Annotated in this window: 22 protein-coding genes; 20 read left to right on the forward strand and 2 right to left on the reverse strand. The window is 60.0% G+C overall.

What is annotated here, in order from left to right:
- Positions 1–37: 37 nt before the first annotated feature.
- The 20 genes from DQ393_RS24010 (at position 38) to DQ393_RS24105 (ending at position 22,054) form a co-directional block, all read left to right on the forward strand.
- Positions 38–1,228, forward strand: a complete 1,191-nt coding sequence (locus DQ393_RS24010) for an NADH-quinone oxidoreductase subunit D (protein ID WP_112344206.1) — start codon at positions 38–40, stop codon at positions 1,226–1,228.
- Positions 1,228–1,545 carry a hypothetical protein gene (locus DQ393_RS24015; protein WP_112344207.1) on the forward strand — a complete coding sequence of 106 codons (318 nt, stop codon included), beginning with the start codon at positions 1,228–1,230 and terminating at the stop codon, positions 1,543–1,545. Before DQ393_RS24010 ends, DQ393_RS24015 begins: the two co-directional genes overlap by 1 nt.
- 15 nt (positions 1,546–1,560) lie before the next feature.
- The gene (locus DQ393_RS24020; protein ID WP_112344208.1) at positions 1,561–2,697 is read left to right on the forward strand and encodes an NADH-quinone oxidoreductase subunit E; all 1,137 of its coding nucleotides are present in this window, start codon (positions 1,561–1,563) and stop codon (positions 2,695–2,697) included.
- Between the two features lie 10 nt (positions 2,698–2,707).
- On the forward strand, positions 2,708–4,012 hold the full coding sequence (nuoF, locus tag DQ393_RS24025) for an NADH-quinone oxidoreductase subunit NuoF (RefSeq protein WP_112344209.1): 1,305 nt from the start codon (positions 2,708–2,710) through the stop codon (positions 4,010–4,012).
- A gap of 9 nt (positions 4,013–4,021) precedes the next feature.
- Positions 4,022–4,777 carry a 5' DNA nuclease gene (locus DQ393_RS24030; protein WP_112344272.1) on the forward strand — a complete coding sequence of 252 codons (756 nt, stop codon included), beginning with the start codon at positions 4,022–4,024 and terminating at the stop codon, positions 4,775–4,777.
- Between the two features lie 242 nt (positions 4,778–5,019).
- Entirely contained in the window at positions 5,020–7,101 is a 2,082-nt protein-coding gene (gene nuoG / locus DQ393_RS24035) for an NADH-quinone oxidoreductase subunit NuoG (RefSeq protein WP_112344210.1), read from the forward strand.
- 12 nt (positions 7,102–7,113) lie between these two features.
- On the forward strand, positions 7,114–8,157 hold the full coding sequence (gene nuoH / locus DQ393_RS24040) for an NADH-quinone oxidoreductase subunit NuoH (RefSeq protein ID WP_034507519.1): 1,044 nt from the start codon (positions 7,114–7,116) through the stop codon (positions 8,155–8,157).
- Positions 8,158–8,196: 39 nt separating this feature from the next.
- Positions 8,197–8,688, forward strand: coding sequence for an NADH-quinone oxidoreductase subunit NuoI (gene nuoI, locus DQ393_RS24045; RefSeq protein ID WP_004122484.1), 492 nt, complete (start codon positions 8,197–8,199; stop codon positions 8,686–8,688).
- A gap of 151 nt (positions 8,689–8,839) precedes the next feature.
- Positions 8,840–9,454, forward strand: coding sequence for an NADH-quinone oxidoreductase subunit J (locus DQ393_RS24050; RefSeq protein ID WP_112344211.1), 615 nt, complete (start codon positions 8,840–8,842; stop codon positions 9,452–9,454).
- Between the two features lie 31 nt (positions 9,455–9,485).
- Positions 9,486–9,794, forward strand: a complete 309-nt coding sequence (gene nuoK, locus DQ393_RS24055) for an NADH-quinone oxidoreductase subunit NuoK (protein ID WP_007689961.1) — start codon at positions 9,486–9,488, stop codon at positions 9,792–9,794.
- Between the two features lie 7 nt (positions 9,795–9,801).
- A complete protein-coding gene (gene nuoL, locus DQ393_RS24060; protein ID WP_112344212.1) occupies positions 9,802–11,796 on the forward strand; it encodes an NADH-quinone oxidoreductase subunit L in 1,995 nt (664 codons plus the stop codon).
- Complete coding sequence (locus DQ393_RS24065) at positions 11,796–13,307, forward strand: NADH-quinone oxidoreductase subunit M (protein ID WP_112344213.1); 1,512 nt, start codon at positions 11,796–11,798, stop codon at positions 13,305–13,307. Before nuoL ends, DQ393_RS24065 begins: the two co-directional genes overlap by 1 nt.
- An 18-nt stretch (positions 13,308–13,325) precedes the next feature.
- Complete coding sequence (nuoN, locus tag DQ393_RS24070; protein ID WP_112344214.1) at positions 13,326–14,768, forward strand: NADH-quinone oxidoreductase subunit NuoN; 1,443 nt, start codon at positions 13,326–13,328, stop codon at positions 14,766–14,768.
- On the forward strand, positions 14,768–15,532 hold the full coding sequence (locus DQ393_RS24075) for a biotin--[acetyl-CoA-carboxylase] ligase (protein WP_112344215.1): 765 nt from the start codon (positions 14,768–14,770) through the stop codon (positions 15,530–15,532). Before nuoN ends, DQ393_RS24075 begins: the two co-directional genes overlap by 1 nt.
- Positions 15,533–15,546: 14 nt before the next feature.
- Positions 15,547–17,220, forward strand: a complete 1,674-nt coding sequence (locus tag DQ393_RS24080) for a ribonuclease J (protein ID WP_112344273.1) — start codon at positions 15,547–15,549, stop codon at positions 17,218–17,220.
- Positions 17,221–17,243: 23 nt separating this feature from the next.
- Positions 17,244–17,648 (forward strand): methylmalonyl-CoA epimerase, encoded by a 405-nt coding sequence (gene mce / locus DQ393_RS24085; RefSeq protein ID WP_112344216.1) that lies wholly within the window; start codon positions 17,244–17,246, stop codon positions 17,646–17,648.
- A 149-nt stretch (positions 17,649–17,797) separates the two neighbouring features.
- Positions 17,798–18,073, forward strand: a complete 276-nt coding sequence (locus DQ393_RS24090) for a DUF1467 family protein (protein ID WP_112344217.1) — start codon at positions 17,798–17,800, stop codon at positions 18,071–18,073.
- 622 nt (positions 18,074–18,695) lie between these two features.
- Positions 18,696–20,018: a proline--tRNA ligase gene (proS, locus tag DQ393_RS24095; protein WP_112344218.1), complete on the forward strand. Its 1,323-nt coding sequence runs from the start codon at positions 18,696–18,698 to the stop codon at positions 20,016–20,018.
- 27 nt (positions 20,019–20,045) lie between these two features.
- On the forward strand, positions 20,046–21,356 hold the full coding sequence (locus tag DQ393_RS24100) for a lipoprotein-releasing ABC transporter permease subunit (protein ID WP_112344219.1): 1,311 nt from the start codon (positions 20,046–20,048) through the stop codon (positions 21,354–21,356).
- A gap of 14 nt (positions 21,357–21,370) precedes the next feature.
- Complete coding sequence (locus tag DQ393_RS24105) at positions 21,371–22,054, forward strand: ABC transporter ATP-binding protein (RefSeq protein WP_112344220.1); 684 nt, start codon at positions 21,371–21,373, stop codon at positions 22,052–22,054.
- 109 nt (positions 22,055–22,163) lie between these two features.
- Here the strand turns inward: DQ393_RS24105 and DQ393_RS24110 are convergent, their stop codons facing one another.
- Positions 22,164–22,631, reverse strand: a complete 468-nt coding sequence (locus tag DQ393_RS24110) for a DUF5680 domain-containing protein (protein ID WP_112344221.1) — start codon at positions 22,629–22,631, stop codon at positions 22,164–22,166.
- A gap of 75 nt (positions 22,632–22,706) precedes the next feature.
- Positions 22,707–23,303 (reverse strand): hypothetical protein, encoded by a 597-nt coding sequence (locus DQ393_RS24115; protein ID WP_112344222.1) that lies wholly within the window; start codon positions 23,301–23,303, stop codon positions 22,707–22,709.
- Between the last annotated feature and the right edge of the window lie 5 nt (positions 23,304–23,308).

The raw sequence follows: 23,308 nt of genomic DNA on the forward strand, positions 1-23,308 counted from the left end.
TAGTGGCTAATGCCTGCAATAAGCGGAGCGCATTGCAATGACAGAACATAACGTTCGCAACTTCAACATCAATTTCGGTCCGCAGCATCCGGCTGCGCACGGCGTTTTGCGTCTTGTCCTCGAATTGGACGGCGAAATTGTGGAACGCGTCGATCCGCATATCGGCCTGCTGCATCGCGGCACTGAAAAGCTGATCGAATCGAAGACCTATCTTCAGGCCGTTCCTTATTTCGACCGCCTCGACTACGTGGCGCCGATGAATCAGGAACACGCCTATGCGCTCGCCGTTGAAAAGCTGCTCGGCATCGATATCCCGATCCGTTGCCAGCTGATCCGCGTGCTCTATTCGGAAATCGGCCGCATCCTGTCGCATCTTCTCAATGTCACGACGCAGGCCATGGACGTCGGCGCGCTGACGCCGCCGCTGTGGGGCTTCGAAGAGCGTGAAAAGCTGATGGTGTTCTATGAGCGCGCCTCCGGCTCTCGCATGCACGCAGCCTACATTCGTCCGGGTGGCGTTCACCAGGATCTCCCCGAAAAGCTCGTGCAGGATATCGGCGACTGGTGCGATCCCTTCCTGAAGGCGCTCGACGATATCGACGACCTTCTGACCGGCAACCGTATCTTCAAGCAGCGTAACGTCGATATCGGCGTGGTCTCGCTGGAAGACTGTTGGGCTTGGGGCTTCTCCGGCGTGATGGTCCGCGGCTCGGGCGCCGCATGGGACCTGCGCAAGGCGCAGCCCTATGAATGCTATTCCGATCTCGAATTCGACATTCCGATCGGCAAGAACGGCGATTGCTACGACCGTTACCTCATCCGCATGATCGAAATGCGCGAAGCCGTCCGCATCATGAAGCAGTGCGTCAATCGCCTGCTGGGGGATGCCAGGGTCGGGCCGGTTTCCTCGCTCGACGGCAAGGTCGTGCCGCCGAAACGCGGCGAGATGAAGCGTTCGATGGAAGCGCTGATCCACCACTTCAAGCTCTACACCGAAGGCTATCACGTGCCGGCGGGCGAGGTTTACGCGGCTGTCGAAGCGCCGAAGGGCGAGTTCGGCGTCTATCTCGTCTCCGACGGCTCCAACAAGCCTTATCGCTGCAAGATCCGTGCGCCGGGCTATGCGCATCTGCAGGCCATGGACTTCATGTGCCGCGGCCATCAGCTCGCCGACGTCGCCGCGGTGCTTGGTTCGCTCGACATCGTGTTCGGTGAGGTGGATCGCTGATGCGAGCCTGGCAGGTTGCTATCCCTGTGATCTTGTTTGCCTGCGGCGCTTCGGCCCAGCAGACGGGCAACACACAGGCCCTGCCGAACATCAATATGCAGGGTTCGACCGCAATCGGCGGGAAGTCTGCAAAAGGTGGAAGTGAGGTACAGGCGAGCGCGGATTCCACGATCGCCGATCTCCTTTCCCGTGGTTATCAAATCAAGGCCGCTGTGCCGAACGGTGGCAAGTTTGTTGTGTTTATGCAGAAAGACCAGTCGGCCTATGCCTGCGAATTCTCGTCCCTGACGAATACGCGGTGTGGGTCCTTAAACTGAGATAAGGCGTGAAAGATGTCCGTTCGTCGACTTGCCGAAGATCAATTCCAGCCTGCCGCCTTCGCCTTCAATGCGGAGAATACGGTCTGGGCTGAAAAGACGATCAAGAAATATCCCGATGGTCGCCAGCAGTCCGCGATCATTCCGCTGATGATGCGCGCGCAGGAGCAGGAAGGCTGGGTCACCAAGGCGGCTATCGAAACGATCGCCGACATGCTGGACATGGCCTATATCCGCGCGCTTGAGGTCGCAACCTTCTACACCCAGTTCCAGCTGCACCCGGTCGGCACGCGCGCCCACGTCCAGGTTTGCGGCACGACGCCTTGCATGCTGCGCGGTGCCGAAGGGCTGATCAAGGTCTGCAAGAGCCGGATCAACGACCATGCCTTCGAGCGCAATGCCGATGGCACGCTTTCTTGGGAAGAGGTCGAATGTCAGGGCGCCTGCGTCAACGCGCCGATGGTGGTGATCGGCAAGGATACCTATGAGGATCTGACGCCGGCACGCCTCGAAGAAATCATCGACGCGTTCGCCGCAGGCAAGGGCAGTGAAGTTCCGACCGGCCCGCAGATCGATCGCGTTTTCTCCGCTCCCGAAGGTGGTCTGACGAGTTTGCTGTCGGATGAGGCGAAGGCAAAGGGCGCAGCAAGCAAGGCCAAGACGACCGCCGAGGCTGTTTCGGTTCCGCCGTCCGAAGCTGCCCGTGCCAAGAGCACGGACGCGGAAACCAACACGAGCCTGAAGACGCCGGCAACGGCACCGAAGGAAGCAGCCAAGAATGCCAAGGCCGCTGAAACGCAGCCGCTTTCGGGAACCGCGGCGTCCGCAGCTGTATCGGAAAAGGCGGGCAGCGCCCAGAAGCCTTCGCTCGATGACAAGGATCGTCCGGCTGGTATCGAAAAGCCCGCACAGCCGGATAATCTGCAGCTCATTTCAGGTGTCGGTCCGAAGATCGAAGGGACCTTGCATGAAATCGGTATTTTCACCTTCGCACAGGTTGCGAGCTGGAATGAGGCCGAGCGCCGCTGGGTCGATGGCTATCTGAATTTCAGGGGCCGGATCGAACGTGACGATTGGGTCAGGCAGGCTGAGGCACTCGCTAAGGGTGGCGAAGCGGAATATATCAAGGTCTTCGGCAAGAAGCCGCGGTAAGAGGTGAAGCATGTTACAGGATCAGGATCGCATCTTTACCAATATCTACGGCCTCAAGGATAAGTCTCTGAAGGGCGCGATGTCGCGCGGCCATTGGGACGGCACGAAGCAAATCCTCGAAAAGGGTCGTGACTGGATCATCAACGAGATGAAGGCTTCGGGCCTTCGCGGCCGCGGCGGCGCAGGCTTCCCGACCGGTCTCAAGTGGTCCTTCATGCCGAAGGAAAGCGACGGTCGTCCGCATTATCTGGTCGTCAACGCCGACGAGTCCGAACCGGGCACGTGCAAGGACCGCGATATCATGCGCCACGATCCGCATACGTTGATCGAAGGCTGCGTCATCGCCGGTTTCGCCATGGGTGCGAATACCGCTTACATCTACGTTCGCGGCGAGTACATGCGCGAGCGCGAAGCTCTGCAGGCAGCGATCGACGAGTGCTATGATGCCGGATTGCTGGGCACAAACAACAAGCTCGGCTGGGATTTTGATGTTTTCGTTCATCACGGCGCAGGCGCTTACATCTGCGGCGAGGAAACCGCGCTGCTCGAAAGCCTGGAAGGCAAGAAAGGCCAGCCACGCCTGAAGCCGCCGTTCCCGGCCAATATGGGTCTCTACGGCTGCCCGACGACCGTCAACAACGTCGAATCCATCGCCGTTGCCCCGACAATCCTGCGTCGCGGCGCCGGCTGGTTTTCCTCTTTCGGCCGTCCGAACAATGTCGGCACGAAGCTGTTCATGCTCTCCGGCCACGTCAACCGTCCCTGCACGGTTGAGGAGACGATGGGCATCACGTTCCGCGAGCTGGTCGAAAAGCATGGCGGCGGTATTCGCGGCGGCTGGGACAATCTGCTGGCCGTCATCCCCGGCGGCGCATCGTGCCCGGTCGTTCCGGCCGCCGATATCATCGACTGCCCGATGGATTTCGACGGCCTGCGCGAGGTCAAGTCGTCCTTCGGCACGGCTGCGGCGATCGTCATGGACAAGTCGACCGACATCATCAAGGCGATTGCCCGTATCTCGGCTTTCTTCAAGCATGAGAGCTGCGGTCAGTGTACGCCGTGCCGCGAGGGCACGGGCTGGATGTGGCGCGTTCTTGAGCGTATGGCACGCGGCAACGCCCAGAAGCGCGAGATCGACATGCTGTTCCAGGTGACGAAGCAGATCGAAGGCCATACTATCTGTGCGCTCGGTGACGCCGCCGCATGGCCGGTGCAGGGTCTGATCCGCAATTTCCGTCCGGAGATCGAAAAGCGCATCGACCAGTACACCGCCAATGCGACGAGCCACGGCGCGGTGCTGGAAGCAGCCGAATAAGGACCGATGATGGCGAAGATCAAGGATATCAGGCAGGGAAGCGGAGCGAGCGATCACGTATCGGTCGATTTCGGCCGCATCGCCGCCGATATGCTGCGGGATTCGCCGGTCATGCCGATCCATCCGCTGATGGCGCATCCGGCAGCGGCGTTCGCTGCTGCGGCAGCCATTGGCTTCGGCGTTACATCACAGATCGCCGGCGCGTTCTTTGGTGCGTTTCAAGGTGCGGTCGAGGCGGCAAGCAAGCGTGCCGCCGAGCCGGGTGAAGAGAAGGATGTCCTTGCCGCTGCGGAGCCGACGGCAAGGAAAGAAGGGGCAGGGGAGGCGAAGCCGGTCAAGGCATCGCCTGCCGCTAAGCCGGTCGTTTCGAAGCCGGCGGCTGTCAAGCCGAAGCCGGCAGTCGCAAAGAGGGCCGAAGCAAAGCCGGTCGCCGCTGCTGAGATCGTGACGGCGCCCGCCAAGAGCAAGGCCCCTGCCGAGAGGAAGGCCAAGGTTGAGGTGGTGGCGCCGATAGCCGCAAAGCCGGCGCCCGTTCGCAGCCGCAAGGCCGCGGTAAAGGCTGACGACCTCAAGCGTATTTCGGGTGTCGGCCCGAAGCTCGAGCAGGTGCTGAACGGACGTGGTATCAGGCGTTTCGCCGATATCGCCGCCTGGAGCGATGCCGATATCGAGCGGATCGACACGGAACTCGGCTTCGATGGTCGCATCCGGCGCGATGACTGGGTCGGCCAGGCGAAGGCGCTGCTGCCGAAAGGGCGGAGTTGAGTTTTCCTCGGCTGCATCCGGTGGCCGGGGAGGGTGAATGAACGCGATTGGGATGATTGCGGGGATGCCCGCGATGTTGCGATCGCAAAGCTGGTCTTGCGGGGACAAGGCTTGGCAAAGCTTATTGTGAGCAAACCGGTGCTATCAGGCGTTTGAGCCTCCCCGATGGCAATCCGGTCTGCGATCATGAAATTGTCTGCGGCCAGATCGGGCTGGAGACGTGACATAGGACTGAGTGGACGATGGCTAAACTGAAGATTGACGGTAAAGAGATCGAAGTTCCGGATCACTACACGCTTATCCAGGCGTGCGAGGAAGCCGGCGCCGAAGTTCCGCGCTTCTGCTTCCATGAACGACTGTCGGTGGCCGGCAATTGCCGCATGTGCCTCGTCGAGGTGAAAGGCGGCCCGCCGAAGCCGCAGGCATCCTGCGCCATGGGTGTTCGCGATATCCGCGGCGGCCCGAACGGCGAGCTTCCGGAAGTCTTCACCAACACGCCGATGGTCAAGAAGGCCCGCGAAGGCGTGATGGAATTCCTGCTGATCAACCACCCGCTGGATTGCCCGATCTGCGACCAGGGCGGCGAATGCGATCTGCAGGACCAAGCCATGGCCTTCGGTATCGACAGCTCGCGCTATCAGGAAGACAAGCGCGCCGTCGAAGACAAATATATCGGCCCGCTCGTCAAGACCGTGATGAACCGCTGCATCCACTGCACGCGCTGCGTCCGCTTCACGACGGAAGTTGCCGGCATTTCCGAACTCGGTCTCATCGGCCGCGGTGAAGATGCTGAAATCACCACCTATCTCGAGCAGGCAATGACCTCCGAGCTGCAGGGCAACGTTGTTGACCTTTGCCCGGTTGGCGCGCTGACCTCGAAGCCCTTCGCCTTCACGGCTCGTCCGTGGGAACTGAACAAGACCGAATCGATCGACGTCATGGACGCTCTAGGTTCCGCAATCCGCGTCGATACCCGCGGCCGCGAAGTCATGCGTGTTCTGCCGAGGGTCAACGAGCAGATCAACGAAGAGTGGATCTCCGACAAGACCCGTTTCATCTGGGACGGCCTGAAGACGCAGCGCCTCGACAAGCCCTATGTCCGCAAGGACGGCCGCCTGCAGCCGGCGACCTGGAGCGACGCTTTCGCCGCCATCAAGTCGGCCGTTTCCGCCACCAGCGGCGGCAAGATCGGCGCGATCGCCGGCGATCTCGCCTCGGTGGAGGAAATGTATGCCCTCGGCGAGTTGCTGAAGTCGCTGGGATCGGAAAATCTCGACTGTCGCCAGGACGGGACGGCGCTTGATCCGTCGCTCGGCCGCGCAAGCTACATCTTCAACCCGAGCATCCAGGGTATTGAAGCCGCCGACGCGCTGTTGATCATTGGCGCCAATCCGCGCTTCGAGGCTGCCGTGCTGAATTCGCGCATCCGCAAGCGCTGGCGCCGCGGCAAGTTCCCGATCGGCGTGATCGGTGAAGCCGCCGACCTTCGCTACTCCTATGATTATCTCGGCGCTGGGCCGGACACGCTGGCCGATCTCGTCAGCGGCTCGCACAGCTTCGCCGATGTGCTGAAGAATGCGCAGAAGCCGATGATCATCATCGGCCAGGGCGCTCTCACCCGCGAAGACGGTGCCGAGGTTCTGGCAAATGCCGCCAAGCTCGCTGCCGCCGTCGGCGTCGTCAAGGAAGACTGGAACGGTTTTGCCGTGCTGCACACGGCAGCCGCGCGCGTCGGCGGCCTCGATCTCGGCTTCGTGCCGGGCACAAAGGGGGTCAATGCCGCTGCCATGCTATCGTCGATGGATGTCCTCTTCCTGCTGGGCGCCGATGAACTCGACTTCAGCCGTAAGAGCGCGAAGTTCACGGTCTATATCGGCTCGCATGGCGATAACGGCGCTCAGAACGCCGATGTCATCCTTCCTGCGGCCGCCTATACCGAAAAGTCGGGCACCTGGGTCAACACCGAAGGCCGTGTCCAGATGGGCAACCGCGCCGGTTTTGCACCGGGCGACGCCCGCGAGGACTGGGCGATCATCCGTGCTCTTTCCGACGTACTCGGCAAGAAGCTTCCCTTTGATTCGCTGAGAGAATTGCGGGCCAAGCTCTACGCAGCCTTCCCCCATTTCGCCGGGATCGACGAGATTGCCGAAGGCGATAGCGCCCAAATTGCCGCACTTGCGAAAAAAGCCGGCGCGATGGGCAAATCGGCATTTGCTTCGCCGATCAAAGACTTCTATTTGACGAACCCGATAACGCGCGCATCGGCTGTCATGGCCGAGTGCTCGGCATTGGCCCGCAACAATTTCCGCGTTGCGGCAGAGTAAGGGCAGAGGACTATGGATTCATTCGTTTCGACCTATCTCTGGCCGGCGCTGATCATGATCGGCCAGTCTCTGCTGCTCCTGGTCTGCCTGCTGATCTTCATCGCCTACATTCTGCTTGCCGACCGCAAGATCTGGGCAGCCGTCCAGCTGCGCCGCGGCCCGAACGTCGTCGGCCCCTTCGGTCTGTTCCAGTCCTTCGCTGACTTGCTGAAGTTCATGTTCAAGGAGCCGATCATTCCGGCCGGCGCCAACAAGACCGTGTTCCTGCTGGCTCCGCTGGTTTCCGTGGTGCTGGCACTGTCGACCTGGGCCGTCGTGCCTGTCGCGCAGAACTGGGTCGTTGCCGATATCAACGTCGGCATCCTCTACATTCTGGCGATCTCGTCGCTTGAAGTTTACGGCATCATCATGGGCGGCTGGGCTTCGAATTCGAAGTATCCGTTCCTCGGCGCGCTGCGCTCGGCGGCACAGATGGTGTCCTACGAAGTCTCGATCGGCCTCGTCATCGTCACCGTCCTGCTCTGCGTCGGTTCGCTGAACCTGACGGATATCGTGCTGTCACAGCAGACCGGCCTCGGCACCAAGCTCGGCCTGCCGGCCTCGTTCCTCGACTGGCACTGGCTGTCGCTGTTCCCGATGTTCATCGTGTTCTTCATTTCGGCTCTGGCTGAAACGAACCGTCCGCCTTTCGACCTTCCGGAAGCGGAATCGGAGCTGGTTGCCGGCTTCATGGTTGAATACGGCTCTTCGCCCTACATGATGTTCATGCTCGGCGAATATGCCGCCGTCGTCCTGATGTGCTCGCTGACGACGATCCTCTTCCTCGGCGGCTGGCTCCCTCCGGTCGATATCTGGATCCTGAATTGGGTTCCGGGCATCATCTGGTTCCTGCTGAAGTCGTGCCTGGTTTTCTTCATGTTCGCGATGGTCAAGGCCTTCGTGCCGCGCTACCGCTACGACCAGCTCATGCGCCTTGGCTGGAAGGTTTTCCTGCCGCTGTCGCTCGCCATGGTCGTTATCGTTGCATTCGTGCTGAAGCTGACGGGATGGGCATGATGATGTCTCTCCCCGCTTCTGGCAGTTTTGGAGGTTAAGATGGCCGGTTTGTCCAACGCCGTCAGCTCGCTGTTCCTCAAGGAATTCGTCGGCGCGTTCTTTTTGTCGATGCGTTATTTCTTCAAGCAGAAGGCGACGATCAACTACCCCTTCGAGAAGGGGCCGGTCAGCCCGCGCTTCCGCGGCGAACATGCGCTGCGCCGTTATCCCAACGGTGAAGAGCGCTGCATCGCCTGCAAGCTCTGCGAAGCCATCTGTCCTGCCCAGGCCATCACCATCGAAGCCGGGCCGCGCCGCAACGACGGCACCCGCCGCACGGTGCGTTACGACATCGACATGGTGAAGTGCATCTATTGCGGCTTCTGCCAAGAGGCGTGCCCGGTCGACGCTATCGTCGAAGGGCCTAACTTCGAATTTGCCACCGAGACCCGCGAAGAGCTCTACTTCGACAAGGCGCGGCTACTCGACAATGGCGACCGCTGGGAACGCGAAATCGCGCGCAACATCGCGATGGATTCGCCGTACCGCTGAGCGGAGTTTTGAATATGCCGTGACAGGCGGCCACGATTGTCGCCGTTGCGGTTGAATCTAGACCGGGGCTTTGCCGGACCTATTGTCCGGCCGAGCTCCATCGGGCAGGGAAACTCCCGGCTGCCCGGGGGAAGACGAAAAAGGCACCAACATGGGTCTGCAGGCTCTTTTTTTCTATATCTTCGCCTTTGTCGCTGTGGCGTCGGCGTTCATGGTCATCTCGGCGCGGAATCCGGTCCATTCGGTCCTGTTCCTTATCCTGGTATTCTTCAACGCGGCTGGCCTCTTCCTGTTGATGGGGGCTGAATTCCTGGCGATGATCCTGCTGGTCGTTTATGTCGGTGCCGTGGCGGTTCTCTTCCTCTTCGTCGTCATGATGCTCGATATCGACTTCACCGAGCTGAGAGCCGGCATTCTGGAATATGCCCCGATCGGCGCGCTGATCGGCATTATCCTCGCCGCCGAACTGATTGTCGTCATCGGCGGCAGTGTGATTTCGCCCACTATTGCCAAATCCGTCGCCATGCCGATCCCGGCGCCGGCGACCCGGACGAACACCGCCGCCCTCGGCGACGTGCTCTATACCAATTACGTCTATTTCTTCGAGATCGCTGGCCTCGTTCTGCTGGTCGCGATGATCGGCGCAATCGTGCTGACGCTGAAGCATCGCACGCACATCAAGCGCCAGAACATTTCCCAACAGGTCGCCCGCACGCCCGCGACTGCCGTCGAGGTGGTCAAGGTCAAGCCGGGGCAGGGCGTCTGAGGCGGGGCACGAGGATCAAAGGAACAAGAACATGGTCATCGGACTTTCCCATTACCTCACGGTCAGCGCCATCCTCTTCGTGCTCGGCGTTTTCGGTATCTTTCTCAACCGAAAGAACGTCATCATCATCCTGATGTCCGTCGAGCTCATATTGCTCGCCGTCAACATCAACATGGTCGCCTTCTCGTCGTTCCTCAACGACATCGTCGGCCAGGTTTTCGCTCTGTTCATTTTGACTGTCGCCGCCGCCGAGGCTGCCATCGGTCTTGCAATTCTCGTCGTCTTCTACCGTAACCGCGGCTCCATCGCCGTCGAAGACGTCAACGTGATGAAGGGCTGATAAAGCTATGTTCTTATATAAGGCTATCGTCTTTCTTCCCCTGATTGGCGCTGTTATCGCCGGCCTTTTCGGCCGTGCGATCGGCGCCAAGGCTTCGGAATATGTTACCACCGGCCTGATGATCATCGCGGCCGTCCTCTCGTGGATCGTCTTCTTCACGGTGGCGCTCGGCCATACGGATGGCCCGATCAAGGTTGAAGTGCTGCGCTGGATCCAGTCCGGCGGCATCGACGTTTCCTGGGCGCTGCGCGTCGACACGCTGACCTCGGTGATGCTGATCGTCGTGAATTCGGTCTCGACCCTGGTTCACGTCTATTCGATCGGATACATGCATCACGATCCGCATCGTCCGCGCTTCTTCGCCTATCTCTCGCTCTTCACCTTCGCCATGCTGATGCTGGTGACCTCCGACAACCTTGCCCAGATGTTCTTCGGCTGGGAAGGCGTCGGTCTCGCCTCCTACCTGCTGATCGGGTTCTGGTTCAAGAAGCCGTCGGCCTCCGCAGCGGCGATCAAGGCCTTCATCGTCAACCGCGTCGGCGACTTCGGTTTCGTACTCGGCATTGCCGGCGTCTTCGTTCTCTTCGGCTCCATCAATTTCGATGTCATCTTCGGCAACGCACAGAGCTTTGCCGCAGGGCAAGGCGGTCAGCCGGGCGATATCGTGCTCAATTTCCTCGGCATGCATCTCGATCGCGGCCATGCGCTGACGGCCGTCTGCCTGCTGCTCTTCATGGGCGCGATGGGTAAGTCGGCGCAGTTCCTGCTGCACACCTGGCTGCCGGACGCCATGGAAGGCCCGACGCCGGTTTCGGCGCTCATCCATGCCGCAACCATGGTCACCGCCGGCGTCTTCCTCGTCGCCCGCATGTCGCCGATCTTCGAACTGTCGCAGGATGCGCTGACCGTCGTTACCATCATCGGCGCGATCACGGCCTTCTTCGCCGCAACCGTTGGCCTCGTGCAGAACGACATCAAGCGCGTCATCGCCTACTCGACCTGTTCGCAGCTCGGCTACATGTTCGTCGCCCTCGGCGTCGGCGCTTATGGTGCTGCGATCTTCCATCTGTTCACCCACGCCTTCTTCAAGGCGCTGCTCTTCCTCTGTGCCGGCTCGGTCATCCACGCCGTCGACGGCGAGCAGGACATGCGTCATATGGGCGGACTGCGCCCGCATATTCAGAAGACCTTCTGGATGATGATCATCGGCACCTTGGCAATCACCGGCGTCGGCATCCCGCTGACCCACATCGGCTTTGCCGGCTTCATCTCGAAGGACGCGATCATCCTGGCGGCTTTCGCCTCGCACAATGCAGCCGCCGGCTTCGCCTTCACGCTGCTCGTCATCGCCGCGATGTTCACCAGCTTCTATTCCTGGCGCCTGATCTTCATGACCTTCTTCGGCAAACCCCGCGCGTCGCACGAGGTCATGCACCATGTACATGAATCGCCGAATGTCATGCTGATCCCGCTCTACCTGCTGGCGATCGGCGCTGTTGCCGCCGGCATGTATTTCAACGCCGATTTCGTCGGTCACGCCTACGAGGAATTCTGGAAGCATGCGCTGTTCACGCTCCCGGACAACAAGATCCTCGAAGAGATGGAACATGCGCCTCTGTGGGTTGAGCTCAGCCCGTTCATCGCCATGCTGCTCGGCCTCGTCACCGCCTGGTATTTCTATATCCAGTCGCCGGAAACGCCGCGCCGTCTCGCCCAGCAGCAGCGCGTGCTCTACGAGTTCCTCTTGAACAAGTGGTACTTCGACGAGATCTATGACTTCCTATTCGTCCGCTCCGCCAAGGCGCTTGGCCGCTTCCTTTGGAAGAAGGGCGACATCGGGGTCATCGACACCATCGGCCCGAACGGCATTGCCGCCCGCGTCGTCGATGTCACCAACCGCGTCGTGCGCCTGCAGACCGGCTACCTCTATCACTATGCCTTCGCGATGCTGCTCGGCATTGCCGCCCTCGTTACCTGGATGATGCTCGGGAGTTCCCTCTGATGACCGATTGGCCTATTCTTTCAACGGTCACGTTTCTGCCGCTGGTCGGCGTCCTTCTCCTGCTGTTCACGCAGGAGAACGGGGCCAACGGCCGCCGGAATGTCCTGAACATCTCGCTGGCGACGACCATCGTCACCTTCATCGTGTCGCTGTTCGTCTGGATCTGGTTCGACAATGCCAATCCGGGCTTCCAGCTGATCGAAAAGCATGAGTGGCTGACCGGCGGCATCAGCTATCATATGGGCGTCGACGGCATCTCCATGCTGTTCGTCATCCTGTCGACCTTCCTGATGCCCTTCTGCGTACTCGCGAGCTGGCTGTCAGTCGAAAAGCGGCTGAAGGACTACATGATCGCCTTCCTCGTCCTCGAGACGATGATGGTCGGCGTGTTCGTGTCGCTCGACATCGTGCTGTTCTACGTCTTCTTCGAAGCCGGCCTCATTCCGATGTTCCTGATCATCGGTGTCTGGGGCGGCAAGGATCGCGTCTACGCCAGCTACAAGTTCTTCCTCTACACGCTGCTCGGCTCCGTGCTGATGCTGCTCGCCATCATGGCGATGTACTGGCAGGCCGGTACGACCGATATCCCGACGCTGCTTGCTTACAAGTTCCCGCCGCAGCTGCAGACCTGGCTATGGCTCGCCTTCTTCGCCTCCTTCGCGGTGAAGATGCCGATGTGGCCGGTCCACACCTGGCTTCCGGATGCGCACGTTCAGGCGCCGACGGCAGGCTCGGTCATCCTGGCAGGTGTTCTCCTGAAGCTTGGCGGCTATGGTCTCATCCGCTTCTCGCTCGGCATGTTCCCGAACGCTTCGGAATATTTCGCGCCGCTCGTCTTCGCGCTCTCGGTCATCGCCATCATCTACACCTCGCTGGTCGCGATGATGCAGGACGACATCAAGAAGCTGATCGCCTATTCGTCGGTCGCCCACATGGGTTACGTGACCATGGGTATCTTCGCGGCCAACCAGCAGGGCGTTCAGGGTGCGATCTTCCAGATGCTGTCGCACGGCATCGTCTCGGGCGCGCTCTTCCTCTGCGTCGGCGTGATCTATGACCGCACCCATACCCGCGAGATCGTGGCCTATGGCGGCCTGGTCAACAACATGCCGAAATATGCCGTCGCCATGATGGTCTTCACCATGGCCAATGTCGGTCTGCCTGGCACGTCCGGCTTTATCGGCGAATTCCTGACCCTGATCGGCGTCTTCCGCGCCAACACCTGGGTTGCGCTCTTTGCCGCGACCGGCGTAATCCTGTCGGCGGCTTACGCGCTCTGGCTCTACCGCCGCGTCATTTTCGGTGCGCTGGAAAAGGAAAACCTGAAGAAGCTTCTGGATCTGTCACCGCGTGAACAGCTGATCCTCTATCCGCTGATCGCGCTCACGATCCTCTTCGGCGTCTATCCGGCTCCGATCTTCGATGCCACGGCCGCTTCGGTGGATCTGCTGGTGAACAATTATACCGCTGCCCTGCACGCTGCGCAGAATGTTGCGCTGTCGATGAATTGATGACGGGACTTATTCGACATGACTGCTGACACAATTCTTGCAAGCCTGCATCTTTCCATTCCGGAGCTCATCCTCGCGGTCGGTGCGCTTGTGCTGCTCATGATCGGCGTCTTCTCGGGCGAGCGTTCGGGACCCACGGTCACCGGTCTTGCCATCGCGCTTCTCGCGGTGGCCGGTCTCTGGATCATCTTCGTGCCGGGCGAGGGGCTTGCCTATGGCGGCGCCTATCTCGCCGACGGCTTCTCCCGCTTCATGAAGATCGTCGCGCTGGTCGGCTCGATCGTCGCCATGTTCCTCAGCATGGGACAGGCGCGCGAGCAGCAGCTCGATCGCTTCGAGTTCCCGGTTCTGCTTGTGCTCGCGACCCTCGGCATCCTGCTGATGATCTCGGCGCACGACCTGATCTCGCTCTACCTGTCGCTGGAACTGCAGTCGCTGGCCCTCTACGTCGTCGCCGCCATCAACCGCGACAGTGTCAAGTCGACCGAAGCCGGCCTGAAGTACTTCGTTCTCGGTGCGCTGTCGTCGGGCATGCTGCTCTACGGCATGTCGCTGGTTTACGGCTTCACCGGTCACACGACCTTCGATGCGATCGCGACTGCACTCAGCGCCGAGACCCGTTCGCTCGGCCTCGTCTTCGGTCTGGTCTTCGTGCTTGCCGGCCTCGCCTTCAAGATCTCCGCCGTGCCGTTCCACATGTGGACGCCCGACGTTTATGAAGGTGCGCCGACGCCGGTTACCGCTTTCTTCGCGGCCGCGCCGAAGGTTGCCGCCATGGCGATCCTGACCCGCATCGTCGTCACCGCTTTCCATCCGGTGCTTGCCGACTGGCAGCAGATCATCGTGTTCATCTCGATCGCCTCGATGCTGCTCGGCTCCTTCGCCGCGATCGGTCAGCGTAATTTCAAGCGACTGATGGCCTATTCGTCGATCGGTCACATGGGCTATGCGCTCGTCGGCCTCGCCGCCGGCACCAAGACCGGCGTCTCCGGCGTCATGCTCTACATGGTCATCTACATGGTCATGACGCTCGGCTCCTTTGCCATCATCATGGCGATGCGCCGGAAGGATGGCCGCCAGGTTGAAAACATCGACGATCTCGCCGGCCTTTCCACCACTAACCCCTTCATGGCGGTCGTGTTGACGGCGCTGATGTTCTCGCTGGCCGGCATTCCGCCGCTCGCAGGCTTCTTCGGAAAGTACTTCGTCTTCGTCGCGGCTATCCAGGCGCATCTCTATGCGCTCGCCATCATCGGCGTTCTGGCCTCGGTCGTCGGCGCTTACTACTATCTGCGCGTCATCAAGGTGATGTGGTTCGATGAAGCCAAGGACGAATTCACACGCACGGCCGGTTCGCTGCGCCTCGTCTTCGGTCTCTCCGGCCTGTTCGTCATCACCTATGTCTTCTTCGGTGGCGCAATCGGCGGTGCTGCTGATCTGGCTGCCGCGACGCTGTTTTGATGGCGTCTGACATGAATAGCCGGAAGTCGCTCGCCGACTTCCGGCACGATGCCCTTCAAGAGACGTCGTCCACGAATAGCGTGTGCCTCGAGCGTGCGCGCGCCGATGATCCCGGGAACCTTTGGGTTACTGCCGAGCGCCAGACGGGTGGACGCGGTCGCCGCGGTCGCCCTTGGGTGTCGGGAGCCGGCAATCTCTACGCCTCTCTTCTTCTGATCGATCCCGCTCCGATGGACCGCCTCGGTTCCCTGCCGCTTGCAGTCGCGGTTGCTGTACATCAGACTGTTCGTAGCGTGCTGCCGCTGGCCGCAGAACCTGCAGAGATCAAGTGGCCCAATGACATATTGATCGGCCGCAAGAAAACCTGCGGTATTCTGATCGAAGGCGAGGCCTTGCCCGACGGCCGCTATGCGCTCGTCATCGGCATCGGCATCAATATTGCCGTCATGCCTGACAATCCGATGTATCCCGTCACCTGCCTCAGGCAGCAGGGCTCGATGGTGTCGCCGGATGAGCTGTTTGCTCACCTTTATGGCGCCATGTCCGAAGCGCTTGATGTCTGGAATCGCGGCAAGGGCGTTCGCGAGATCACAGCGCGCTGGCGCGAAGTCGCATGCGGCATAGGGGAAAACATCACGGTGAACTTGCCGGATCGCTCGATTTCGGGCCATTTCTCCGGAATCGATGATAATGGCTTGTTGCTGCTCGAGACCGAGGACGGCAGGATCATGCCGATCGCCGCGGGCGACGTTTTTTTTAGATGATGGTTGGGGATCAGATGGCGAAGCAAGACGAACTGGTGTTTCTGCCCCTCGGCGGCGTCGGCGAGATCGGAATGAATCTCGCCCTCTACGGCTATGGTCCGGCGGAGCAGCGTCAATGGATCATGGTCGATTGCGGCGTGACGTTCCCGGGACCGGATCTGCCTGGTGTCGATCTTGTCCTGCCGGATATCCGTTTCCTCGCCAAGGAACGCAAGAACCTCAAGGGCATCATCATCACCCACGCGCACGAGGATCATTACGGCGCACTGAACGATCTTTGGCCGGGCCTGAATGTTCCGATCTATGCCTCTGCCTTTACCGCCGGTCTTCTTGAGGCCAAGCGCGATTATGAGAAGTCGATGGGCGAGATCCCGGTGACGCTGTTCAGGGCTGGCGATCGCATCAATGTCGGCCCCTTCGAGATCGAAGGCGTGGCCGTCAATCACTCGATCCCCGAGCCGATGTCGCTGATGATCCGCACGCCGCTCGGCAATGTCGTCCATACCGGCGACTGGAAGATCGATCACGAGCCGTCGCTCGGGCCGCTGACCGACGAGACCCGCTTCCGCCAACTCGGCGATGAGGGCGTGCTGGCGCTGATGTGCGATTCCACCAATGCCCTGCGCGATGGTGTTTCGCCTTCGGAGAAAGACGTCTCCGAAAGCCTGCGCAGGATCATTGAAGACGCCGAGGGCAGGGTGGCAATCACCACCTTCTCGTCGAATGTCGGCCGCATCCGCACCATTGCCGAGGCTGCCGAAGCCGCCGGCCGCGAAGTGCTGCTGCTCGGCAGCTCGCTGAAGCGCGTCGTCGACGTCGCCCGCGATATCGGCATCATGGAAGGCATCAAGCCCTTCATCGCCGAAGACGAATATGGCTATATCCCGCGCGACAAGGTCGTGGTGATCCTGACCGGCAGCCAGGGCGAATCCCGAGCCGCGCTGGCGAAACTCTCGCGTGACGAAATGCGCAATGTCGCATTGGCATCAGGCGATATCGTCGTCTTTTCCTCGCGCGCCATTCCCGGAAATGAGAAGGCGATCCAGGACATCAAGAACGGCCTGATCGAACAGGGCGTGCATGTGGTGACGGATGCCGAGGCATTGGTGCACGTCTCCGGCCATCCCCGGCGCAACGAATTACAGAAGATGTATGAGTGGACGCGTCCGAAGGTCGTCATCCCCGTGCATGGCGAGGCGACCCATCTGACCGCGCATAAGGAATTGGCCGAACAGAGCGGCATTGCCACCGTGCCGCGGGTGCGCAACGGCGATGTCGTGCGTCTTGCGCCCGGTCCGGTCGAGGTGATCGGCGAAGCGCCGCATGGGCGCATCTTCAAAGATGGCATATTGATCGGCGATTTCGACGAGATGGGCATCGGCGAGCGCAAGAAGCTCTCCTATGTCGGCCACGTCGCCGTCAACGTCGTTCTCGATGCGCGCTATGATATCGTCGGCGATCCCGATGTCGTGCCGATCGGCCTGCCGGCCTATGATGATGAAGGCGAGGAGATGGAGGATACGCTCTTCGACGCCATCGTTAGTGCTATCGAGAGCATTCCGCGCGCGCGTCGGAAGGATCTGGACATGCTGCAGGAGGCCACTCGCCGAGCAGTGCGCGCCGCCGCCAACCAGGGCTGGGGCAAGAAGCCGGTCGTGACCGTATTCATCACGCGCACCGGCGGCTGAGGTCTGATCGGGAGGAGAGGGTCATGTTGGGACGCATCAATCACATCGCGATCGCCGTTCCTGATATCGCCGTGGCTTCCCGAGCCTATCGCGAGACGCTCGGCGCAACTGTATCCGCGCCGCAATCCTTGCCGGAGCACGGCGTAACCGTCGTTTTCGTCGAGCTGCCGAACAGCAAGGTCGAACTGCTCGAACCGCTGGGCGAAGCTTCGCCCATTGCCTCCTTCCTCGCCAAGAACCCGGATGGCGGCATGCACCATATCTGTTACGAAGTCGCGGATATCCTTGTGGCACGCGATCAACTGACAGCCAGCGGTGCACGCGTGCTTGGCGATGGCGAGCCGAAGATCGGCGCGCATGGCAAGCCCGTACTCTTCCTGCATCCGAAGGATTTCTTCGGCACGCTCATCGAGCTTGAGCAGGTGTGACATCGGAGCCGGATGATTTTGGGCGGAACTGGCCTAAAATCTGAATCTGCTTTCAGTGCGCTGATCGGCACTTTGAAAGACGGCCGCTTTGCCCCTATAAGCAGTTTGGAAGAGGAGGAGACGGGTAAACACGTCTCGAAGGGAGCATAATGGCCCAGCAGATCATTGCCAGTTTCGCCGTTTATTTCGTTATCTGGTGGATTACGCTCTTCGCCGTCCTGCCGTTTGGCCTGCGCACCCAGGCCGAAGACGAGCATGTGGTCCTCGGCACTGTCGAAAGCGCCCCGACGAAGTTTCGGGCCTGGCGGGTGGTTCTCGTCACGACGCTGGTGTCTGCTCTTATTTACGGCGCCTGGTATGTCGCGTCGCATTACTTCGGATTGAGTATAGATTCCATTCCTAAGATCGTTCCAAGCTATCAGTGATCTATATAGTAGAGTAAAGCAGCCCCAAGTCGCATGGCCCTGCAATCGCCATCAATTCGTCACACGCCTGTCATGTGGCTGGCGCAGAGAATTCCCGGTGCGTTTGTCGTATCTTGGCTGAAGGGCTGAAAGTGGGCTTTCTCGCGAGAGCGGCTGATCGGCGGAGGATCAGGCTGAGAAAGCAAAAAAAAACAAGGCTATAAGCCTTGTTTTAAAGTATCGCGTGATCCTTATCCGTTACCGGGGCAGCGAACGAGCGCGCCTAAGATCTGATCCTCCCAAGACTTGACCGCGAAACGACAAGAATTTAGCCTTCCTGCCTCTTTTGTGAGCTAAAATTAGCTCAAAGATTGAGCTTTGTCATCCTTTTTTTTGCTTTTTTGCTACAGTGGCGCAGAATTTTTCTGTTGACAGATTTTCGTCGTAAATCCTTATAAACGTGCGCTTTTTCGAAACATCGGAAATAGGCCGTATCGCCTGTATTTCCGGGCATTTGCCAAATTCTTCTATTGCAGAATGCGGGTTTCCTTCCAACGCCGAAGCAGTTATGAACTGCCTCCAGTACATAATTTACTAACGATTCCGCTGCGAGCGGAACGTCAAACCATCTGGAACAAGCGTCATGCGTCTGTCTCGTTACTTCATGCCCATCCTGAAGGAAAACCCCAAGGAGGCTGAAATTGTTTCCCATCGGCTCATGCTGCGCACCGGTATGATCCGCCAGCAGTCGCAGGGCATCTATTCCTGGCTGCCATTGGGCAAGCGCGTGCTCGACAAAGTCAACAAGATCATCCGCGAGGAGCAGAACCGTTCCGGTGCCATCGAGCTGTCGATGCCGACGCTGCAGTCGGCCGAGCTCTGGCAGGAAAGCGGCCGCTACGACGCTTACGGCAAGGAAATGCTGCGCATCAGGGACCGGCAGGACCGTCCGATGCTCTACGGCCCGACCAACGAGGAGATGATCACCGACATCTTCCGGTCCTATATCAAGTCTTACAAGGACTTGCCGCTGAACCTGTATCATATCCAGCTGAAGTTCCGTGATGAGATTCGTCCGCGCTTCGGCACGATGCGCTCGCGCGAATTCATGATGAAGGATGCCTATTCCTTCGATCTGACGCAGGAAGGCGCAGTGCAATCTTATAACAAGATGTTCGCCGCCTATCTGCGCACCTTCAATCGTCTTGGCCTGAGAGCAATCCCGATGCGTGCCGATACCGGCCCGATCGGCGGTAATCTCAGCCACGAATTCATCATTCTTGCTGATACCGGCGAGTCGGAAGTTTTTTGCCACAAGGATTTCGTCAATTTCGACATTCCGGGCGAAGACACGAATTTCGATGATGCCGCCAGCCTGAAGAGCATCTTCGATAAATGGACTTCGGTCTACGCCGCCACCTCGGAAATGCATGACGAGGCCGCCTTCAACGCCATTCCGGAAGGCGATCGCCTGTCTGCGCGTGGTATCGAGGTCGGCCACATCTTCTATTTCGGCACGAAATATTCCGAGCCGATGGGTGCGAAAGTGCAGGGTCCGGACGGCAAGGAGCATGCTGTCCACATGGGATCTTACGGTATTGGACCGACACGCCTTGTTCCCGCCATCATCGAAGCATCGCATGACGAGAACGGAATCATCTGGCCGGAATCGGTCGCGCCGTTCGATGTCGTGGTGATCAACATGAAGGCCGGCGATCAGGTTTGTGATGACGCCTGCGAAACCGTCTATGCCGCGCTGTCGAAGGCCGGCAGGGACGTGCTCTATGACGATCGCGACGAGCGTGCCGGAACGAAGTTCGCGACGGCCGATCTGATCGGCGTGCCCGTGCAGATCATCGTCGGGCCGCGTTCGATCGCGGGCGGCGAAGTGGAAGTGAAGGACCGCAAGACCGGCGCTCGCGAGACGATGACGGTCGATGCGGCAATCAAGCGGCTGGCCGGCTGATTGACGATTAAATAGGATGGAAGGCGAATGGCGGTGAGCGCGGCAGTGGAACAGCAGGAAAATTCGTTCAAGGCCGGCCCATCGTCTCGCCCGTTCTCCGGTTTCGAACGGCTCGTTGCCTGGCGCTATCTTCGCTCCCGGCGCAAGGAAGCTTCGATTTCGGTCATTGCCGGCTTCTCTCTGGTCGGCATCATGCTCGGCGTCGCGGCGCTGATCATCGTCATGGCGGTCATGAACGGTTTCCGCGCCGAACTCTTCAAGCAGATTCTCGGCTTCAACGGCCATGTGGTGGTACAGCCCATCGATTCGCCGCTGAGTGATTATGCCGAGCTGGCAAAGAAGTTTTCCGCCGTGCCCGGCGTCACCATGGCCTTGCCGCTCGTGGAGGGTGAGACACTCGCCTCGGGACGCGGTGGCTCGGGCACTGGCGCACTGGTGCGCGGCATCCGCTCGGAAGACCTGACGAAACTCAAGTCGGTTTCCGATCACGTTGTCTCCGGCGATATGGTCGGCTTCGCGTCCGGGCAGGGTGTTCTGGTCGGCAGCCGACTGGCGCGGCAACTGGGGCTGACAGTCGGTGATCAGATCACGCTCACGGCGCCGGACGGCGATGTCACGCCCTTCGGCGTCAATCCGCGCGTCAAGGCATACACGATCTCGGGTATCTTCGAGGTCGGCATGTCGGAATATGATTCTTCGGTCGTTTTCATGCCACTGGAGGAGGCGCAGGTCTTCTTCAACGCCGAAGGCATCGTCGAAAAGATCGAACTCTTCGTCACCAATCCCGACGATGTCGATGAGCTGCGGCCGAAGATCGAAGAAGCCGCCGGGCGACAGATCTTCCTGACGGACTGGCGGCAGGTCAATGCCACTTTCTTCTCGGCCCTGCAGGTCGAGCGCAACACCATGTTCATGATCCTGACGCTGATCGTCCTTGTCGCAGCCCTGAATATCATCTCCGGCCTGATCATGCTGGTGAAGGACAAAGGCAGCGATATTGCCATCCTGCGCACCATGGGTGCGACATCGGGCGCCATCATGCGTATCTTTTTCATGACAGGCGCGGCCATTGGCGTCGTCGGCACGCTTGCGGGTGTGATCCTCGGCGTTGTGGTCTGCCTGAATATCGAGTCCATCCGTCAGTTTTTCTCCTGGATTTCGGGTACCGTGATCTTCAATCCGGAAGTCTATTTCCTCAGCAAATTGCCGGCTCAGATGAATCTCGGTGAGACCGTCTCGGTTGTGGTAATGGCTCTCACGCTTTCCTTCCTTGCTACGATCTTTCCGGCCTGGCGTGCCTCGCGGCTCGATCCGGTGCAGGCGTTGCGCTACGAATAAGGAATTCGCATTTGATGAAACGCAACGTCGTTCTCCAGCTTTCGGGCGTGGAGCGTCATTACGGGCAGGGTGAGACGCGCCTGTCGATCCTGAAGGGGGCCGATTTCGCCTTGCGCAGCGGTGAGATCGTCGCGCTGGTGGCGCCTTCAGGAACGGGCAAGTCGACGCTGCTGCACGTGGCTGGTCTGCTGGAGCATCCCGATGGCGGCGAGGTGGTCGTCAACGGCCAGGCCTGCGAGGCCTTGTCCGACGACAGGCGCACGGCGGTGCGCCGCAGCGAGATCGGCTTCGTCTATCAGTTCCATCATCTGTTGCCCGAGTTCTCAGCGCTCGAGAACATCATGATGCCGCAGCTCATTTCCGGCCTCTCGCGCAAGGATGCGAGCGAGCGGGCCGCCCAGCTTCTCGACTATATGCGCATCGGCCATCGCGCCGATCACCGCCCGGCGGAGCTGTCCGGTGGCGAGCAGCAGCGCGTCGCGATCGCCCGCGCCGTCGCCAACGCGCCGCTGGTGCTGCTGGCGGATGAACCCACCGGCAACCTCGATCCGGCGACCGCGCATTACGTCTTCGATGCTCTGGAGGCGCTGGTGCGCCAGTCGGGTCTTGCTGCCTTGATCGCCACCCATAATCACGAACTCGCCGCTCGCATGGATCGCCGCGTCACCCTAAGCGAAGGCAAGGTGGTCGAGGTCTGATCGCCCGTTGAAGCAATTCCAGGAACAGTGCTGCGTGGTTTTCCATCCGGAATTGTGAGATCACGAAGATATAGAGCGGTTCCGTGATTTCGAGAAACGCTGTGCCGCTCTAAGGTACGATCAGGCCGCCGCGATAATCCAGTTCATAGGCCTTGCGGTCCTTCACCATGATGGCCTCATGGCCGGTGAAGTGGTTGCACGACCCGGTGCTGCGGTCGATATAGCGGCCGTAGGCATGTTCGAACTCGAAGCCGCCGAGAAAGCGCTTTTCATCGAGATAGAGACGCAGAAGTGCCGCCTTGATGACCATGCCGGCGCGGGTGCCGTCGATCAGATCAGGCTCGACGATATGGCCGAAATAATTCATGGCCCAGACCGGCTCGCCGTCACACCACACAAGCTCCTGTCCGGCGAAGTCCGTGCCGCCGAAATAGCTGTCGAGATAGCGCCAGCGGCCGCTTGTATAGCCGATATCATGTGAGCCGCTGCGGCAGGACGGCAGCCTCTCGCCATCGCCGACATAGGTCTCCGCTTTGGCGATGACAATAAAATCGTTCAGCTCGGCGAGATCCGGCATGACCCTCTCCATTTTGGTGAGGGGGTAGGATGCCATTCAACGTTGGGCTTGTAAAGAACAAAAAGAGAACATGCGCTAGCGATGCCCGCTTTCGCAGGCCTTCTGGCCGAGATCGTCCTGCCAGTTTTGGATGGTCACGGTCTTGGCATCGGCCTTCAGCGTCTTGCCATCCTTGGTCACCTTGCCGGTCAAAACGTTATAGTCGCAGCTGTGACTGTTGTCCGGTTCGAGCGTGTCGCGGGAGTCGTAGGTGTAGCCGGCCACCACGAAGTTGTTGTTGCGATAGGCGAGCGTCAATGTCTGAGTCCAGCGATCGCGGCCGATGGCGTCATTCTGCGATACGATCGCGATCGAGCCGTTTGGGAGCGCCGAGATTGACGGCTCCTGGCCGACGATGCCGCCGGGTTCGACGCTGCCCCATATTTTGTTCGGAGCGCTTGCGGCGAGCTTCAGCAAGGAGTGTTCGTCATCGCGCAGGTAGATATGGATGCCGATCGGATTGTCGGCCTGATCATCCGGGGAGGGCGCCACCAGAAGTGCGAGATCCGGTTTGCCGTCCTTGTTCCAATCGCCAATCGCGGCGTCGATGATGCGGCCGGGCGCGATCGCATCTTCAGCGCGGGCCGTAGTTGTCAGCGAAAGGAGAATGAGAGCGCAGGCAAGTGATGTCATCGTGG

This window comes from Martinezella tropici, assembly GCF_003287875.1.
GTDB classification, from domain to species: domain Bacteria; phylum Pseudomonadota; class Alphaproteobacteria; order Rhizobiales; family Rhizobiaceae; genus Rhizobium; species Rhizobium tropici_C.

Bases quoted from the DNA above. Each gene is read 5' to 3' on its own strand.
- DQ393_RS24010 (WP_112344206.1), top strand. From the start codon at position 38: ATGACAGAACATAACGTTCGCAACTTCAACATCAATTTCGGTCCGCAG.
- DQ393_RS24015 (WP_112344207.1), top strand. From the start codon at position 1,228: ATGCGAGCCTGGCAGGTTGCTATCCCTGTGATCTTGTTTGCCTGCGGC.
- DQ393_RS24020 (WP_112344208.1), top strand. From the start codon at position 1,561: ATGTCCGTTCGTCGACTTGCCGAAGATCAATTCCAGCCTGCCGCCTTC.
- nuoF (WP_112344209.1), top strand. From the start codon at position 2,708: ATGTTACAGGATCAGGATCGCATCTTTACCAATATCTACGGCCTCAAG.
- DQ393_RS24030 (WP_112344272.1), top strand. From the start codon at position 4,022: ATGGCGAAGATCAAGGATATCAGGCAGGGAAGCGGAGCGAGCGATCAC.
- nuoG (WP_112344210.1), top strand. From the start codon at position 5,020: ATGGCTAAACTGAAGATTGACGGTAAAGAGATCGAAGTTCCGGATCAC.
- nuoH (WP_034507519.1), top strand. From the start codon at position 7,114: ATGGATTCATTCGTTTCGACCTATCTCTGGCCGGCGCTGATCATGATC.
- nuoI (WP_004122484.1), top strand. From the start codon at position 8,197: ATGGCCGGTTTGTCCAACGCCGTCAGCTCGCTGTTCCTCAAGGAATTC.
- DQ393_RS24050 (WP_112344211.1), top strand. From the start codon at position 8,840: ATGGGTCTGCAGGCTCTTTTTTTCTATATCTTCGCCTTTGTCGCTGTG.
- nuoK (WP_007689961.1), top strand. From the start codon at position 9,486: ATGGTCATCGGACTTTCCCATTACCTCACGGTCAGCGCCATCCTCTTC.
- nuoL (WP_112344212.1), top strand. From the start codon at position 9,802: ATGTTCTTATATAAGGCTATCGTCTTTCTTCCCCTGATTGGCGCTGTT.
- DQ393_RS24065 (WP_112344213.1), top strand. From the start codon at position 11,796: ATGACCGATTGGCCTATTCTTTCAACGGTCACGTTTCTGCCGCTGGTC.
- nuoN (WP_112344214.1), top strand. From the start codon at position 13,326: ATGACTGCTGACACAATTCTTGCAAGCCTGCATCTTTCCATTCCGGAG.
- DQ393_RS24075 (WP_112344215.1), top strand. From the start codon at position 14,768: ATGGCGTCTGACATGAATAGCCGGAAGTCGCTCGCCGACTTCCGGCAC.
- DQ393_RS24080 (WP_112344273.1), top strand. From the start codon at position 15,547: ATGGCGAAGCAAGACGAACTGGTGTTTCTGCCCCTCGGCGGCGTCGGC.
- mce (WP_112344216.1), top strand. From the start codon at position 17,244: ATGTTGGGACGCATCAATCACATCGCGATCGCCGTTCCTGATATCGCC.
- DQ393_RS24090 (WP_112344217.1), top strand. From the start codon at position 17,798: ATGGCCCAGCAGATCATTGCCAGTTTCGCCGTTTATTTCGTTATCTGG.
- proS (WP_112344218.1), top strand. From the start codon at position 18,696: ATGCGTCTGTCTCGTTACTTCATGCCCATCCTGAAGGAAAACCCCAAG.
- DQ393_RS24100 (WP_112344219.1), top strand. From the start codon at position 20,046: ATGGCGGTGAGCGCGGCAGTGGAACAGCAGGAAAATTCGTTCAAGGCC.
- DQ393_RS24105 (WP_112344220.1), top strand. From the start codon at position 21,371: ATGAAACGCAACGTCGTTCTCCAGCTTTCGGGCGTGGAGCGTCATTAC.
- DQ393_RS24110 (WP_112344221.1), bottom strand. From the start codon at position 22,631: ATGCCGGATCTCGCCGAGCTGAACGATTTTATTGTCATCGCCAAAGCG.
- DQ393_RS24115 (WP_112344222.1), bottom strand. From the start codon at position 23,303: ATGACATCACTTGCCTGCGCTCTCATTCTCCTTTCGCTGACAACTACG.